Raw genomic sequence first — 14,807 nt, 5'->3', positions numbered from 1 at the left:
AAAATTTACTATTATCTGTATTTATTAATAAATGGGGAGGGGGGAATTTCCTGGCAAAGCCAGGAAGTTCTCTCAACAAACCGAAGGTTTTCAACGACTAATCTCTTAGGTGTAATTAGTTTTTAAACTTGTTCCTTCGCCGCTTACAGTTCATAAAGTTTGTAGACTGATTGAATTCTATCGTTTAAATAGTTTCAGCAGTTTAGAAGTAAGGCCTAATCGCTGTAACTGAAAAGCAGCATGTTTTACTACAAGCTTTGTGTATTTTCATCGCCTGTCGGGGGAAGGGGGATTTGTTCTTCCGGGGTTTTGTGGTGTTGCAGGTAGAGACTGTCGATGATACCGTCGACCAGGCCGATGGTAGGCACGACGATATGCTTCGCTTGGGTATGCTCTGCGACGAGCAGGAAGATATCTGCGGCATTGGTAATGACATCCGCACGGTCGGGTTTCAGATTGTATAACCGGGCACGTTCTTCTAAGGAATAGTTTTTTAGAGTGTTGTTGAGTTGTACTAATTTTTCTACCGGGAGAGTCATTTGATTTTTGGCCGGAAGTTTAGCTAACCGGAACAATTTGTTGATATTTCCACCGGACCCGATGATCGTGATTACCGGGTATTGTTCCCGCAATTTATTCAGGTCTCTTTTCAAACGGTTGTATACGCTGGGAACGACTTTCCCTTTCAACAGACGTACGGTTCCGATGTTGTAAGAACGTGAACTGCGGAGTATTCCTTGATGGATCAAGCTGATTTCCGTGCTACCTCCCCCGACGTCGACATAGATATAATCGGCGTTTTTATCCGCCAGGTATTCGATGTGATTATCGTATACCAAACGGGCTTCTTCCTCTCCGTTGATAATATCTATCCGGATACCTGACTTCCGGGTGATGGTTTCGATTACTTCTTTCCCGTTTGCGGCATCCCGCATTGCCGATGTGGCACAAGCCCGATAGGCATCGACTTCGTATATTTTCATCAGTTGCCGATAAGCCTTCATCAGACGGAGTAGTTTTTTAGCTTTACTGGCCGGTATTTCACCTTGTGTAAATACTTCTTCTCCCAGACGCAGGGGAACCCTTAGAAGGAGCTCTTTTGTAAACAACTGTTCCGATGTTTCGGGATTGATACTTTTGATCAATAATCTGACTGCATTGGAGCCGATATCGATCGCTGCATAATTTACTTTACTCATGGGGTATGTTATTAGTTGTGATTCCTTGTATGTCTTCCTGATAATAGTGATATAAGGCCGATTGTGACCGGAATAGCGAATGGTCTTCGTTTTCCCAGGGGATATTCTGTCCTGTGCCGTCGACTTGTCGTCCCTGCAGAGAGTCTTTCAGGCCATATTCGACGATTCGTTTCAATTCGGTTTGAATTTCCTTATCATAAACGGGGGTAAGTACTTCGATCCGGTTGTCCAGATTCCGGGGCATCCAGTCGGCAGAACCTGTCAGGCAGATCATATCACCTGCATTTTCGAAAATGAAAATTCGCGAATGTTCCAGATAACGGTCGATAATTCCGTTGATCCGGATGTTTTCGCTTATTCCCGGGATTCCTGTGACGATAGAACAATTACCTCGTACCACCAGGTCGATCTTTACGCCTGCGGCCGAAGCTTCATAAAGCTTAGCGATCAATGTCCGGTCTGTAATATGGTTTACCTTTCCTGATATTCGGGCCGGTTTTTGTTTTCTGGCATTTTTGACTTCCTCTTCGATCAATTTCAATAGTTTGGAACGCATATCGTTGGGAGAGACCAGTAATTCTTTGAATTTTACGGGTAGATAAGGTTTCTCAATAAAGTCGAAGACATGCCGGACTTCTTTTACCAGGGTTTTGCGTGCGGTAAAAAGAGTGACGTCGGTATATCGGGTGGCATTCTCTTCATGAAAATTTCCGGTACTGACACAGGCGATATCTCCCTGTCTACCCGATATATATACTAGTTTTGCGTGTATTTTCAGACCTTCGACTCCGAATACGACTTTGATTCCGGCGTCTTGCATTTGTTTAGACCAGCTGATATTCGATGCTTCGTCGAAACGGGCGAGTAGTTCGATAACTACAGTTACTTTTTTCCCGTTTCTGGCTGCTGCGATTAAAGTTTGGATAACCTTGGAATTTTTCGCTACCCGGTAGAGGGTCATTTTTATAGCTTTGACGTTCGGGTCGATCGTGGCTTCCCGGAGTACACGCAAGAAAGAAGAAAAACTGTGATAGGGATAGTGCAGGAAGAGATCGCGGGTACGGATGGTATTCAAGATGCTGTCGTCCCCTGAAAAGTCCGTTTTGAACAATGGAGGCTGAGGGGGATATTTTAAATCGTCACGTTTACAATCGGGAAATTTCATCAGATCTTTCAGATTTTGGTATCTACCGGCTCCGACCTGAGTATCCCAGCGGTCCATACAAAGCATCCGGCTGAGGTGGCGCTGCATAACCGCAGGCATCCGGCTGTCGTATACCAACCGGATCGGTTCCCCGTTTTTTCTGCTTTTCACCCCCTTCGATATTTTTTGCATAATGCTGTTCCGAAGATCTGAATCGAGTTCCATTTCTGCGTCTTTAGTGAACTTGAACGTGTAAGCCTCGAAGTGATCGTAAGGCCGACCGTTGAATATCAGGGGAAGGCAAAAGCGGACGATGTCGTCCAGGAACATCAGGCATATGCGGTCGTCATCGCCGGGGATCCGGATAAAACGGCCGTATGATTGCACCGGCAAAGCGATAATAGCAAAATCTTTTTTAGTTTTTCCTGTGGTTTGCAGACAGACGCTCAGATAGATATGGTCGTCGGGTTGGTCACTGAAATGACGGAAAGAAGAAGTGAAAAGCGGGGTCGTAGAGCCGATCAGTTGTGTTTTGTAAAATTCACGGATATAGTTGGCTTGCTCCTCCTGTAATTCTTGTTCGTTCAGGAGGTAAATCCGGTTTTGCCGGAGTGCTGTATTTATTGCTGTAAATGTTTCCTCGAATTTTTGTGTATACAGGGCATTCAACCGGCTGATTTCCCTGAAGGTTTGAATGGCGGTTTCTCTCTCTGCCTTAATGGTTTTATCCTCATATTCGATGATTCGGTTGAGGGTGGCTACCCGTACCCTGTAAAATTCGTCCAGATTATTGGAGTAGATTCCCAGAAAGGATAACCGTTCGAGTAAAGGAACCGGGGCTTTTTCTGCTTCGGACAGGATTCTCCGGTTAAAATACATCCAACTGATATCCCTTTCCAGGTAGGGAATCTCACCTTTTTTCTTTGTTACTTTCATGGATAAAATACAATGTATTGATTTAATTACGAATGTATTTTATCCATGTTACTATTTAATGACAGAAATGTGACATTGTCGTTGAGGCTGGAATTGTCTTTATAAAATTTCTTTCAGGTGTTTATAATTGGAATTGATCGTATCGATAATCTCCTGTGTCCGGCCGGTCAATAACATTTTATACATGGCTTGTGCGAATCCGGTCATTTGATTCCATTCTATTTGCGGGGGCATAGCCAGTGCATTCGGATCGGTCATTACATTCAGTAGAGCAGCTTCCGGTGAGTTCAAGGCTTCGACCAATACCGGGAGTACATCGTCCGGACGGCTGACGGTATAGCTCTTTATCCCCATCGCTTGAGCCACCAGGGCAAAATCCGGATTTTGCATGTCGGTTTCGTTGTCCGGCAGGCCGGCGACTTCCATTTCGAGTTTTACCATACCCAAAGAACGGTTATTGAATACAATAATCTTGACCGGTAGCTTATATTGGGCGATGGTTGCCAGATCACCCAGTAACATAGAGATGCCTCCGTCGCCGCAGAGAGCGATCACCTGTCTGCCCGGATAGGCGAACGATGCTCCTATAGCCTGGGGCATAGCGTTGGCCATTGTGCCGTGATTGAAAGAGCCTAACATCTTTCGCTGGCCGGAAGCTTTCAGGTAACGGGCTCCCCAGACACAGGTCATACCCGTATCGACGGTAAAAATAGCATTTGCCTGAGCAGTTTCGTCGACCATCGCCATGACATATTCCGGGTGAATCTTATTATCACTGCCTTTGTTTTCGACGTAAGCATTCAGGTCTTTAATTACTTTGGAATAACCGAGCAACTGATCGTTCAGAAAGCTTTTGTCGCTTTTGGCTTGTAAAAGAGGTAATAAAGCTTCGAGTGTCGTCTTGATATCTCCGCATAGCCCCATTTGTACTTTGGCTCTTCGGCCCAGGTGACTGGGATCGATGTCGATCTGAACGATTTTATTGTGAGTCGGTAAAAACGGGCCGTACGGGAAATCGGTACCTAATAAAACCAGTACATCGGCCGCATGCATGCTGTTGTAACCCGATGCCATGCCTAATAAGCCGGTCATCCCTACTTCATTGGGATTATCATATTGGATTTCCATCTTACTTTTGAAAGAATAGGCTACCGGGGCTTTCAACCGATGGGACAATTCGACGATTTCTTCGTGTGCATCTTTGGCTCCGATGCCACAAAACAGGGTTATATTGCTATTGTTGTTCAACAGATCGGCCAGCGCCTGTAATTCGCTATCCGATGGACAGGTGCGGGGATGAGTCGGATAGTTGATCTCTGAAGAAGGAATATTGACCTGGCTTTCTCCGGTCAAATCTCCGGGGATACCGATGACACTGACTCCTCTGCGGGAGAGAGAGGTTTGTATAGCCCCCTGTAGCATGCGGGGGAGTTGCCCCGGTGTAGTCGCTAATTGGTTGTAATAACTGCAGTCGTCGAACAGGCGGATGGTGTCGGTCTCCTGGAAGTAGGTCGTTCCGAATTCACCTGAAATAATGGTAGAAGCGATGGCTAAGACAGGAGCCCCTGAACGGTGGGCGTCATAGAGCCCGTTGATCAGGTGCACATGGCCGGGACCGCTGCTACCTGCACAACAGGCCAGGTCGCCGTGAAGCTGGGCTTCTGCTCCGGCAGCAAAAGCTCCGGTTTCTTCGTGACGTACGTGAATCCACTGAATCCGGCCGTCTTTGCGGACAGCATCGTTAATCTTATTTAAACTGTCACCTGTGACAGCATAAATTCTTTTTACACCGGCTTTTACCAGCATATCTACAATTTGCTCTGCTATGTTTGCCATAATTTAAACGTTTCAATTTTTATATCAAACGAGCTTTAGCCGGAAAGGTTTATTTTTAACTTTAGAATCTGAAGAAAGAAGGCGATAGTTTATAAAATTGAGAGTCCGTAAAGTTTATAAAGTATCCCCGAAGGCCATCGACTTTACAAACTTTACAGACTTTACAACCGATGCTGTTATTTTATGCTTTTGCCTGATCGAGGCGCTTGACAACTTGGCCGTAGATGATCAGGGCAATGGCGGAAGCCAGTGCGATTACAGCAAAATAATACCAGATGTAATGGGCATTACTGCTGGCAGCGAGCCATTCGCTACGAGTGGCGAACAGGCTTTCGTCAGGGCAATATTTACTTAATAAATAGCCGGAAAGTCCGAATCCTAAAATGGAAGACAAAAACGAATGCAGGTGGCTGAAACCCAGGTATAATCCTTCCTCGCCCTTGGGGGCTTGCAGGGAGAAATATTCCAGAAAACGCGGGGAAATAAAAGTTTCCGCCAGTCCCTGGAAGACGATACCTACAACCATCATAAAAGCTACCGGGTGCATGGTCAGAATGGTCGATTCCGGATTCAGCATATTTCCCGAAGCCATGCACAAAGCGGACAACGGCATGATAAACATTCCGACGGTCATCGAAGTAAGGGCTGTCCGGTGACGCATCAGCTGGGTGACCAGGTTGACACACAGCACTACGACCAAAGGGTTGACATTGGCATACCAGGAAGGGGATGCGCCTTCCCCGGCCAGACGGAGTACGTATTTGGGCATGGTTGCATACAATTGATGTTGTACCATCCAGAAACCCGTAATGATCAGGATCAGGATGATCAGCCGGCCGTTAGAACATACTTTTAATAGAGCATTCCAGATTTGCCGGAAAGTTTTTCCCTCTCCGCTGTGTTGAGCACTTTTATAGAAAAACCAGATCGCTATGAGAGCCAGAAAGGTCATACTGGCCGAAAAATAATTCAAGGTGATCAATCCTTCATTCCCTAAAGCCTCTCTAAGGGGTTTTACAATGGTTTTACCCGAGAATGCACCGATATTGACCATGCCGTAAAAGATGGCGAATCCTTTGGCCCGGGTAGCTTCTGTCGTTTCTTTGGCCACCGTTCCCGAGATTACACTTTTGATAAAAGCTCCTCCGATGACGATCAGAGCCATAATCGGGATAATGCCGTATTGCAGGCCACTCTCGGTGAGGCCTTTAAAGACGGTGGTATGCCCATATTCTACCAGTCCGGCACTTTCGAGCCAGGTAGGAAATAAAGCCAGGCCACCGTAACCGATAGTCAATAAGGTGAAAGCCAGGAGCATAGAGTTCCGGAAGCCGATTTTGTCGGCCAAAGCTCCGGCAAAAGTTGGCAGCAGATAAAGGAAAGCGGAGAAAGTACCTGCGATGGTGGCAGCCTGAATGTCATTGAACCCCAATATACGGCTAAGGTAGAGGGTGATCACGATAAATACACCGTAGTAGGCAGCACGTTCGAACAATTCCACGGTGTTGGCCACCCAGAATGCTTTACTGAACCTGATTTTTTCTTTGTTTTTTGCTGTCGTTGTCATACTTTTTTTGTTTTAGATTTTTTAGCACGGGGCAAAACTAGTAAAATAAACCAAAGTATGTATGTTTTGATTAATTTTGTATGTATGAAAACAGATGAAATAAAAACTGAAATCCATCCCTTGGAGCCTTTCTTCCCGCAAGGGGCAAGGCTATTGATGATGGGAAGTTTCCCGCCGAAACGTGAACGTTGGAAAATGGATTTTTACTATCCTAATTTTCAGAATGACATGTGGCGTATCTTTGGATTGGTATTTTTCGACGACAAGGAACATTTTCTGACGGCAGATAAAAAATCATTTTGCGAACAACGGATCCGGGATTTTCTTATCCGGCAAGGAATTGCCTTGACCGATTCCGGCCGGGAGGTCGTTCGGCAGAAAGATAATGCCTCGGATAAATTTTTGGAAATCGTCCGCAAGATCGATTTGTCCGACGTACTGCGGCAATTACCGCACTGTGTAGCCATTGCGACAACAGGGCAGAAAGCGACGGACACTTTGCTTTCTCTGGTCGAAGCCTCTCAGCCACCGGTAGGAGGTTTTTCGACTTTTCATTTCGAGGATAGAACGATCCGGTTATACCGCATGCCCTCTTCTTCCCGTGCCTATCCGAAACCCTTGCCTGAAAAGGCAGCGGTTTATAAGCGTATGTTCGGGGAGGTCGGTGGTTTCTTTTAGAGAAAGGGCATCAGATTTCTTTCTCTATCAGATAGACGTTGCGGTCGGTAGCCGAACGGGATACCAGCTCGGCTACAAAGCCGGCTAAAAACAGTTGGGTCCCGAGGATCATACAAACCAAAGAAATATAAAAATAGGGATTATCGGTTACCAAACGGGCCCTGATCCCTTGTGAAAGACAGATCAGTTTATCTATACCGATCCAGCCGGCTGCACAAAACCCGATGATAAACAGCAAGGTTCCTATAGCCCCGAACAGATGCATCGGTTTTTTGGCAAAACGGGTAATAAAGGTGATAGACAACAAATCCAGCATTCCATTGATAAATCGGTTTAAACCGCCGAATTTGGTTACTCCGTATTTCCGTGCCCGGTGCTGTACGACCTTTTCTCCGATTTTAGTGAAGCCGGCCTGTTGGGCCAGGATAGGGATATAGCGGTGCATTTCTCCGTATACTTCGATGCTTTTCACAACTTTATTCTTGTAAGCTTTGAGCCCACAGTTGAAATCGTGCAGATGGATCCCTGAAAATTTCCGGGCTGTCGCATTGAATAATTTGGTGGGTATTGTCTTTGATTTCGGATCGAATCTTTTTTTCTTCCAGCCGGAAATCATGTCGTAATCTTCGGACATGATCATTTGATAAAGAGCCGGTATTTCGTCCGGGCTATCCTGCATATCGGCGTCCATCGTAATGACAACATCTCCTTGGGCATTCTGGAACCCGCAGTGTAAGGCTGCGGATTTACCGTAATTCCGCCGGAATTTTATGGCACGGATATGTTTGTTTTGGGTAGAAAGGGTTTCGATGAGTGCCCAGGAATTATCGCTACTGCCATCGTCTACCATGATGATTTCATACGTAAAATGATTCGCTGCCATGACCCGTTCGATCCAGGCTGTTAGTTCCGGCAGAGATTCGTCTTCATTATATAACGGTATAACGACTGATATGTCCATGATCTGAAAATTACGGTTAAATAAATTCATTTTTTCGGGTGCGCCTGAGTAATCCTGCCAGGAGCAAGGAGAAAATAAATCCGGTGAATATTTTATTGAATGTTTCTGCAAAGGCAATTGTAGCAGGCGTTGTAAACGCTTTTAACATCGAGATCATATTTTCGGTGAAAGCCGAATCCGAATACACCTCTTTGAACGTCGTTTCTATTGAAGTCAGATAATTCTCCAGTAATTCCGGATGGTGACGATAGAGATAGAATACAAAGCATCCGTAGATGACCGAGGCTACAGCGATCAGATAGGTACAAGCGCCCAGTGCTTTCCCGTAAGACAGACAATTATCCGGCAATTCGTCCCGGTATTTACGAACTCCGATAAATGCTCCGACGATGGAGAGCAGCAGGATCACATTGTTCAATTGCGGATTGAGACTGACTCCCCGTCCTGAACGGTAGTAGGCATAAGCTACAGCAATAAAACTCAGTCCGACGAATAAACCGAACAGGGTATTTTGTGAAAAAAAATTCTTTTTCTTCGAAGGTTCCATGTATTTTTCTTTATCCTTACAATAAATCGGCTTGTTTACGCAGATAGATCTTTTCTCCTTCTGTCAGCGGACTGTCGGCCGACAGGTAGTTGAACCTGCAAAGATTTTTGAGCCGTACTCCGTATTGCTGTGAGATACTGTACATGGTATCTCCGGCTTTTACACGGTGGAATTCGTATCCCCGTGCCGCTTTGCTCTTTTTCTTTTTCAGGAAGACCAATTGACCGGGGTCCAGGGTACTGCTGGATTTGTCGTTGTATTGTAATAATTTTTTAAGTTTGATTCCGTAATAACCGGCAATTTTTTCAAAAGAATCGCCCGGCATTGTTTCTATACAGATAATGCCATTGCGCATTTCTTCGCGGTTACGGTAGTTGGTAGTATTCGGGTGGTCCTGGGTTGCTACACTTTGGGCAAATTCTTCTGCAGTGATCGTCGGCGGTGTACCCGGTCTTTTGATCGAGCGGTCGAATTTGTACAATTCTTCTTCTTCGATAATTTTAATCAGCATATTGGCATATTGCGGGTTGGTCGCATATCCGGCGGCTTTCAACCCTTTCGCCCAGGCTTTATAATCTGTAGTAGGAATACTGAATAAACCGGCATAACGGGGACGGCTAGTCAGAAAATCACTGTGGTCGATCCACGATTGTTCGATATTTTTATATTTCCGGAAACATTCGTCCCGGGTATCGTCGTCCATGGTATATGTATCGCCGTTCCAGGTTTCGTGGCATTTGATCCCGAAATGGTTGTTGGCATTGACGGCCAGTTCCGATTCGCCGCAACCGGATTCGAGAATACCTTGTGCAAGCGTGATGCTGGCCGGAATTCCGGTCCGTTCCATCTCGCGGATAGCTATATGTTTGTATTTGCGGATAAACTCTTTACGTTTGTCTGCCATAACATTAAAGCTGATGAGCAACAGGCTAAGCAATACCAATATTTTCATACTCTTTTTCATAACACTCACTCGTTGGCTTCAGGCATTTACCTTGCAAAAGATAAATGCTGATTTTTCAATTTCCGGTTTATAATTATTCTGTATCTTAGGGGGGTAAAAATAGTAAAAAATAGTGATGGATAAAAGAGAACTGAAAATAGATTATTTTGTGTGCCGGAATTCAGTGCCCGCATGCTATGAGGAATTGTCTGAAAAAGCTCTGGCTGCTGCCGGCAAAGCTTATTGCATCTATTCCGATTTTGCTGTCGGAGCGGCTGTTTTGCTGGAAAATGGAACGATCGTTTTAGGCAATAATCAGGAAAATGTGGCTTATCCCAGTGGACTATGTGCAGAACGGACGGCTTTATTTTATGCTAGTGCTGCTTATCCGGATGTTCCGGTCAAGGCATTGGCTATTACAGCTTGTTTTAAAGGGCGTCCCAGAAAAGAGGTCGTTTCTCCTTGCGGGGCTTGCCGGCAGGTGATGGCGGAAGTAATCCGGCGTTACGGCCGGGATTTTGATGTACTGATGATAGGTGAAGAAGAAACGGTAGTGATAAAAGCCTCTTCCTTGTTGCCTTTTAGTTTTGAATATATAGGCTGATCCGGTAACCGGGGCCCGAAGTTTTTACACCGCCTCTACCTGAATTTTTCCTTTCGGGGTAGGAGTAAATACCAGGCGTTTGTGCAGAAGGGTTTGGGTGTTGAGATTGATCACCAAAGCCGGATCGATGGTTTTTCCATTTACCCGGATTTCAAAATGTACGTGGTCGGTGGTGGCCCGGCCTGTTTCGCCGGTAATAGAAACCGGTGTACCTGCTTTCACATGATCGCCCGAACGGACCAGGTGTTTGGAATTATGGGCGTATACCGTTTCCAGGCCGTTGTAATGACGCACGACGACTACGTTGCCATAACCCCGGCTCCAACCTGTCATTCTGACGATCCCGTCGAAAGCTGCCAGAACGGTGTCCCGACGATTGATTTTCAGGTCTATGCCGGTATGATTTCTTCCATTCCGTCGTCCATAAGGAGATAATACCCTTCCGCCGGGCAGGGGAAAAACAAAAGCACCCTCTTCCAGGTCGGCCAGGTCTAATACCAATTCGGGCTGGCGGACGAAAAATTGATCGTCTGCATAACCGACCATCGTTTTTTCGATCCGGTTAAAAGAATCCCGGACTTCTGGTTTCGGTTCGAAGAATTCGACGGGCTCCGCTTTATAAAAAGCATATTCGATCGGAGAAGTTGCTAAAAGACTGTCTGGGATAGTAAATACAGGAACAGGGGTATAAGTTAACTGAGTGGGAATTGTGGCTTGACGTGAACAAGAATAAAATCCTGCCAAACTCAAAATAACAGCAACCAGTGCTCTGTTGTGCAATCTCATACTGTATCTTTTTGGTGAATATTAAGTTAGAAATGACTGTTTTTACTATTAAAAAGACAAATTAGATCATTCCTGAAACGCAAAGATAATTGAAAAAGTTTCAAAACCTACTGATTGTCTATAGATTACAACTTTATTTAACATGTTAACGTTTTCTGTTAAAGCATTGTTTTCGTTGCTTTTACCTGTTTATTTTTAATGAATTGAAGTTATTTGTACTACCTTTGTGCCCACTTTTAAATTAGGAAAAACGGGTTCGGATTTTAATAAATCGACTATGGAATGGATAAATAGTATATTGATAGAACACAGTGTCATACAGGCTGTTGTTGTGATTGCTATGATCTCGGCTTTAGGATTGGCTTTGGGAAAGATCAGCGTCTACGGAGTTTCGCTGGGGGTTACTTTTGTTTTTTTTGCCGGAATTGCGGCCGGACATTTCGGCTTGTCGATAGATCCCCAAATGTTGAATTATGCCGAGAGTTTTGGATTGATTATTTTTGTTTATGCCTTGGGATTGCAGGTCGGGCCTGGTTTTTTCGGTTCGTTCCGGAAGGGAGGTATGACATTGAATATGCTTGCATTTGCTGTGATCTTGGTGGGCACGGCAATGACTTTGGGCTTTCATGTGGTGACAGGCGTGTCGTTGCCCGATATGGTAGGTATATTGAGTGGTGCTGTGACCAATACCCCTGCTTTGGGGGCTGCACAGCAAACTTTGAAGCAGATGCATATCGATGCGGCTGATCCTGCTTTAGGGTGTGCGGTGACCTATCCTTTAGGAGTGGTCGGTGTCATTCTGGCGGTTATCGTATTGCGTAAGATATTTCCTCGCCGGACGGCAGAAACCGTTGTGGCAGAAGATAAAAGCAAGCACACTTTTATTGCCGGTTTTGAAGTCCGCAATCCCGGAATTTTTGGGAAGAATGTAAAAGAAGTAGCTCATCTTGCGGCACATCGATTTGTTATTTCACGCTTATGGCGCGATGGGAAAGTGACGATCCCCACTTCCGATACGGTATTGCTCGAAGGAGACCGTTTGCTGGTGATTACCACCGAGGCTGAGGAAGAATCCTTGCGTATCCTTTTCGGTGAAGAGGAAAAGGTGGATTGGAATAAAAAGGATATCGACTGGAATGCCATCGATAGCCAGTTGGTTTCCCAGCGTATTGTCGTGAGCCGTTCGGAGATCAATGGAAAGAAATTGGGATCCTTACGTTTGCGTAATCATTATGGTATCAATATCACCCGTATATATCGGGCTGGGGTACAGTTGTTGGCAACTCCCGAGCTGGTACTGCAATTGGGAGATAAATTGACCGTTGTGGGTGAAGCTGCTGCTATCAGCAATGTGGAGAAAGTGTTGGGAAACCGTATTATTAGTCTTAAAGAACCGAATTTGATCGCCGTATTTGTGGGGATTGTGTTGGGTTTGGCTGTCGGGGCTATTCCCTTTTCTATCCCCGGAGTCAGTTTCCCTGTCCGTTTGGGAATAGCAGGCGGACCGATTATCGTCGGGATTCTGATGGGGGCGTTCGGACCGCGTTTACATATGATTACTTATACGACCCGGAGCGCCAATCTGATGCTCCGGGGATTGGGACTTTCCATTTATCTGGCTTGTCTGGGGTTAGATGCCGGGGTACATTTCTTTGAGACGGTGTTTCGTCCCGAAGGGCTGCTGTGGGTAGCTTTGGGATTTGCGATCACTTTTGTACCTGTTGTCCTGGTGGCCGTTATCGCTTTGAAATTGATGAAAATAGATTTCGGTTCCCTGGCAGGGATGTTGTGTGGAAGTATGGCGAATCCGATGGCGTTGAATTATGTCAATGCGACCGTCGAGGGAGATAATCCGGCCGTATCTTATGCGACGGTATATCCGCTGTCCATGTTTATCCGTGTGATTTTTGCTCAATTGATCTTAATGTTGTTTTTGTAGGTTCTGGATGTTTTTCCTGTCAGGATTTTTAAGCCCTATTCTTTATGTTGACGGGAAATACCGACGCTGGATCCGTCTTTCATCCGGATATACCCGCCGTCACTTTTGATATAACTTTTCATTTCGTTCAGATTGATCAGATGGGATTGATGTACCCGTAAAAAGTGGTAGGGGACGAGCAGCTCATCGAACTCTTTCAGCGTTTTAGAAACGACTAATTGCTGTCCGTCTTTCAGATAAAAGGTAGTATAGTTATTTTCAGCTTTACAACGGACAATAGAACCGATTTCTATAAATTCGATTTTATCGGCTAGAGAGAGGGCCGGGGTTTTGTGTTTATCCGGCAGTTTATTGTTTTGGAGTAAATGGAGCATTTGCCGGTTTTCTGCTTGGGTACTGATTTTTTTCTTCGCTTTTGTAACTGCCTGGATCAGTTCATCGATATCTGTCGGTTTAAGAATATAATCTAAGGCACTGAATTTGATGGCCTGTATCCCATAGTGGTCATAGGCAGTGACAAAGATCACTTCAAAATGAATTTCCGGCAGGTTTTCCAGTAATGAAAATCCATTGCTTCCTGGCATTTCGATATCCAGAAAAACCAATTCGGGTTGAAGGGACACAATGATTTCATAAGCTTCGGCTGCTGAACTACAGCAGTCGATAATATCGATTCCCGGGCAATGTTTCAACAGAAGTTGCCGTAGGTTTTCGCGGTTCTTTTGTTCATCTTCGGCAATAATAGCTTTTATATTCATCAGGTGACAGATTTGGTTACAAAATTGCTTCTCCGTATTTGGAGAATAACTGTTCGTAGATGTTTTTACCCTGCTCTAGTGTTGCGGCAAATTCTTTGTAAGTCATTAAATGTCATATATTTGTGTAATTGAAAAAGAAATTGTGATGTTTGTAAAGTGCCTGATTGAAAAAGCAATCGGCAGCTCCCCGGCCTTGGTCGGTGAAGCAGGCTTCTCCGATTTCGGATGATCAGAGAATCTTCCGGCATCAGCTGAATAGGGCTTACTCCGATCCCTCCTCGTGCAGGTTGGGATAAATGAATGTCAACGGTATAACTGCTGTCTGCATGAAATTCCAAGGGGTAGGAGTGATTGCCCAGGGATAATTGGGCATCTTCTGCGGACAGGGGAAACAGGGGATATAAGTGAGATGTACATTAGGGTGTAACGGGAAAGAAACTTCGATCAGACGATAGTCGTATTCGGGTTTATCCGGGGTATCTCCGGATAAAAAGGGAAGGAGTATCCGATCGGCCAGGAGGGTAATGTTGAACGACGTGGACCTCCTGGCTTGCATATGATTGTTGTGTGCTTTGATACCTGCCGGAATGATTTCGTATTCGAATATATATAGTTGGAGTCACTGAAGGTATTGGTGATTTTTTTCCATTTGTGTAATGGAACTTCTACCGTTAACAACGGCTTTTCGTAAGGTAAGTTGTTTTTCTGCTAATAGAAATCGAAATAGTATTGAAAATTGTCGGTGAAGTGGGAACTCGGTGAGGTTTGTTTTTGGTTTAGGTATACCTGTTCGAGATAGAATACAATTGGGGTTTTCCGGCTGGATTTTTCGGTGACTTTTCTACGGAGCAGAGTCTTCATAACGTTTTCGACTTCGGAGGGAGAAACTGCGTGTAAAGGAAACGACAG

Annotated in this window: 14 protein-coding genes; 3 read left to right on the top strand and 11 right to left on the bottom strand. The window is 45.1% G+C overall.

The window, feature by feature from the left end:
• Window positions 1–248: 248 nt before the first annotated feature.
• The 4 genes from WS34_RS03385 to WS34_RS03370 form a co-directional block, all read right to left on the bottom strand.
• Window positions 249–1,199, bottom strand: coding sequence for a Ppx/GppA phosphatase family protein (locus WS34_RS03385; RefSeq protein ID WP_046403164.1), 951 nt, complete (start codon window positions 1,197–1,199; stop codon window positions 249–251).
• Window positions 1,192–3,279, bottom strand: a complete 2,088-nt coding sequence (locus tag WS34_RS03380; protein ID WP_046403162.1) for an RNA degradosome polyphosphate kinase — start codon at window positions 3,277–3,279, stop codon at window positions 1,192–1,194. Before WS34_RS03380 ends, WS34_RS03385 begins: the two co-directional genes overlap by 8 nt.
• A gap of 99 nt (window positions 3,280–3,378) precedes the next feature.
• Window positions 3,379–5,118, bottom strand: a complete 1,740-nt coding sequence (locus WS34_RS03375) for a thiamine pyrophosphate-dependent enzyme (RefSeq protein ID WP_286693617.1) — start codon at window positions 5,116–5,118, stop codon at window positions 3,379–3,381.
• A gap of 178 nt (window positions 5,119–5,296) precedes the next feature.
• Window positions 5,297–6,682 carry an MFS transporter gene (locus WS34_RS03370; RefSeq protein ID WP_022159751.1) on the bottom strand — a complete coding sequence of 462 codons (1,386 nt, stop codon included), beginning with the start codon at window positions 6,680–6,682 and terminating at the stop codon, window positions 5,297–5,299.
• Between the two features lie 84 nt (window positions 6,683–6,766).
• Between WS34_RS03370 and WS34_RS03365 the strand changes: the two genes are divergently transcribed.
• Window positions 6,767–7,360 carry a uracil-DNA glycosylase family protein gene (locus WS34_RS03365; RefSeq protein ID WP_046403212.1) on the top strand — a complete coding sequence of 198 codons (594 nt, stop codon included), beginning with the start codon at window positions 6,767–6,769 and terminating at the stop codon, window positions 7,358–7,360.
• A 10-nt stretch (window positions 7,361–7,370) separates the two neighbouring features.
• On the opposite strand, the gene WS34_RS03360 is transcribed toward WS34_RS03365, so the two are convergent.
• Genes WS34_RS03360 through WS34_RS03350 form a run of 3 tightly spaced genes read right to left on the bottom strand, consistent with a single transcriptional unit; the run spans window position 7,371 to window position 9,832 of the window.
• Complete coding sequence (locus WS34_RS03360) at window positions 7,371–8,321, bottom strand: glycosyltransferase family 2 protein (protein ID WP_046403209.1); 951 nt, start codon at window positions 8,319–8,321, stop codon at window positions 7,371–7,373.
• Between the two features lie 16 nt (window positions 8,322–8,337).
• Window positions 8,338–8,868: a DUF4199 domain-containing protein gene (locus WS34_RS03355; protein WP_022159748.1), complete on the bottom strand. Its 531-nt coding sequence runs from the start codon at window positions 8,866–8,868 to the stop codon at window positions 8,338–8,340.
• Window positions 8,869–8,884: 16 nt separating this feature from the next.
• On the bottom strand, window positions 8,885–9,832 hold the full coding sequence (locus WS34_RS03350; RefSeq protein WP_046403157.1) for a glucosaminidase domain-containing protein: 948 nt from the start codon (window positions 9,830–9,832) through the stop codon (window positions 8,885–8,887).
• 115 nt (window positions 9,833–9,947) lie between these two features.
• Between WS34_RS03350 and WS34_RS03345 the strand changes: the two genes are divergently transcribed.
• Window positions 9,948–10,415 carry a cytidine deaminase gene (locus tag WS34_RS03345; protein WP_022159746.1) on the top strand — a complete coding sequence of 156 codons (468 nt, stop codon included), beginning with the start codon at window positions 9,948–9,950 and terminating at the stop codon, window positions 10,413–10,415.
• Between the two features lie 24 nt (window positions 10,416–10,439).
• Here the strand turns inward: WS34_RS03345 and WS34_RS03340 are convergent, their stop codons facing one another.
• Entirely contained in the window at window positions 10,440–11,201 is a 762-nt protein-coding gene (locus tag WS34_RS03340; RefSeq protein ID WP_022159745.1) for a M23 family metallopeptidase, read from the bottom strand.
• A gap of 277 nt (window positions 11,202–11,478) precedes the next feature.
• Between WS34_RS03340 and WS34_RS03335 the strand changes: the two genes are divergently transcribed.
• Window positions 11,479–13,140, top strand: coding sequence for a putative transporter (locus WS34_RS03335; RefSeq protein ID WP_046403155.1), 1,662 nt, complete (start codon window positions 11,479–11,481; stop codon window positions 13,138–13,140).
• Window positions 13,141–13,175: 35 nt separating this feature from the next.
• Here WS34_RS03335 and WS34_RS03330 read toward each other — a convergent pair whose 3' ends face one another.
• The 3 genes from WS34_RS03330 to WS34_RS03320 all read right to left on the bottom strand — a co-directional run.
• Complete coding sequence (locus WS34_RS03330) at window positions 13,176–13,898, bottom strand: LytR/AlgR family response regulator transcription factor (RefSeq protein ID WP_046403154.1); 723 nt, start codon at window positions 13,896–13,898, stop codon at window positions 13,176–13,178.
• A gap of 262 nt (window positions 13,899–14,160) precedes the next feature.
• Window positions 14,161–14,454 (bottom strand): hypothetical protein, encoded by a 294-nt coding sequence (locus WS34_RS03325; RefSeq protein WP_046403152.1) that lies wholly within the window; start codon window positions 14,452–14,454, stop codon window positions 14,161–14,163.
• Between the two features lie 152 nt (window positions 14,455–14,606).
• On the bottom strand, window positions 14,607–14,807 hold a 201-nt coding region (locus WS34_RS03320), incomplete at its 5' end, for a hypothetical protein (protein ID WP_046403150.1).

The sequence above is a fragment of the Odoribacter sp. N15.MGS-14 genome, assembly GCF_000980245.1.
In the GTDB taxonomy this organism is placed as follows: domain Bacteria; phylum Bacteroidota; class Bacteroidia; order Bacteroidales; family Marinifilaceae; genus Odoribacter; species Odoribacter splanchnicus.
This window is presented reverse-complemented; position numbering and strand designations above follow the sequence as displayed.

What these genes read in the sequence shown, in the direction of transcription:
- WS34_RS03370 (WP_022159751.1), bottom strand. Translation starts at nt 6,682, where the DNA reads ATGACAACGACAGCAAAAAACAAAGAAAAAATCAGGTTCAGTAAAGCA.
- WS34_RS03345 (WP_022159746.1), top strand. Translation starts at nt 9,948, where the DNA reads ATGGATAAAAGAGAACTGAAAATAGATTATTTTGTGTGCCGGAATTCA.
- WS34_RS03360 (WP_046403209.1), bottom strand. Translation starts at nt 8,321, where the DNA reads ATGGACATATCAGTCGTTATACCGTTATATAATGAAGACGAATCTCTG.
- WS34_RS03380 (WP_046403162.1), bottom strand. Translation starts at nt 3,279, where the DNA reads ATGAAAGTAACAAAGAAAAAAGGTGAGATTCCCTACCTGGAAAGGGAT.
- WS34_RS03335 (WP_046403155.1), top strand. Translation starts at nt 11,479, where the DNA reads ATGGAATGGATAAATAGTATATTGATAGAACACAGTGTCATACAGGCT.
- WS34_RS03330 (WP_046403154.1), bottom strand. Translation starts at nt 13,898, where the DNA reads ATGAATATAAAAGCTATTATTGCCGAAGATGAACAAAAGAACCGCGAA.
- WS34_RS03365 (WP_046403212.1), top strand. Translation starts at nt 6,767, where the DNA reads ATGAAAACAGATGAAATAAAAACTGAAATCCATCCCTTGGAGCCTTTC.
- WS34_RS03340 (WP_022159745.1), bottom strand. Translation starts at nt 11,201, where the DNA reads ATGAGATTGCACAACAGAGCACTGGTTGCTGTTATTTTGAGTTTGGCA.
- WS34_RS03355 (WP_022159748.1), bottom strand. Translation starts at nt 8,868, where the DNA reads ATGGAACCTTCGAAGAAAAAGAATTTTTTTTCACAAAATACCCTGTTC.
- WS34_RS03350 (WP_046403157.1), bottom strand. Translation starts at nt 9,832, where the DNA reads ATGAAAAAGAGTATGAAAATATTGGTATTGCTTAGCCTGTTGCTCATC.
- WS34_RS03325 (WP_046403152.1), bottom strand. Translation starts at nt 14,454, where the DNA reads ATGCAAGCCAGGAGGTCCACGTCGTTCAACATTACCCTCCTGGCCGAT.
- WS34_RS03385 (WP_046403164.1), bottom strand. Translation starts at nt 1,199, where the DNA reads ATGAGTAAAGTAAATTATGCAGCGATCGATATCGGCTCCAATGCAGTC.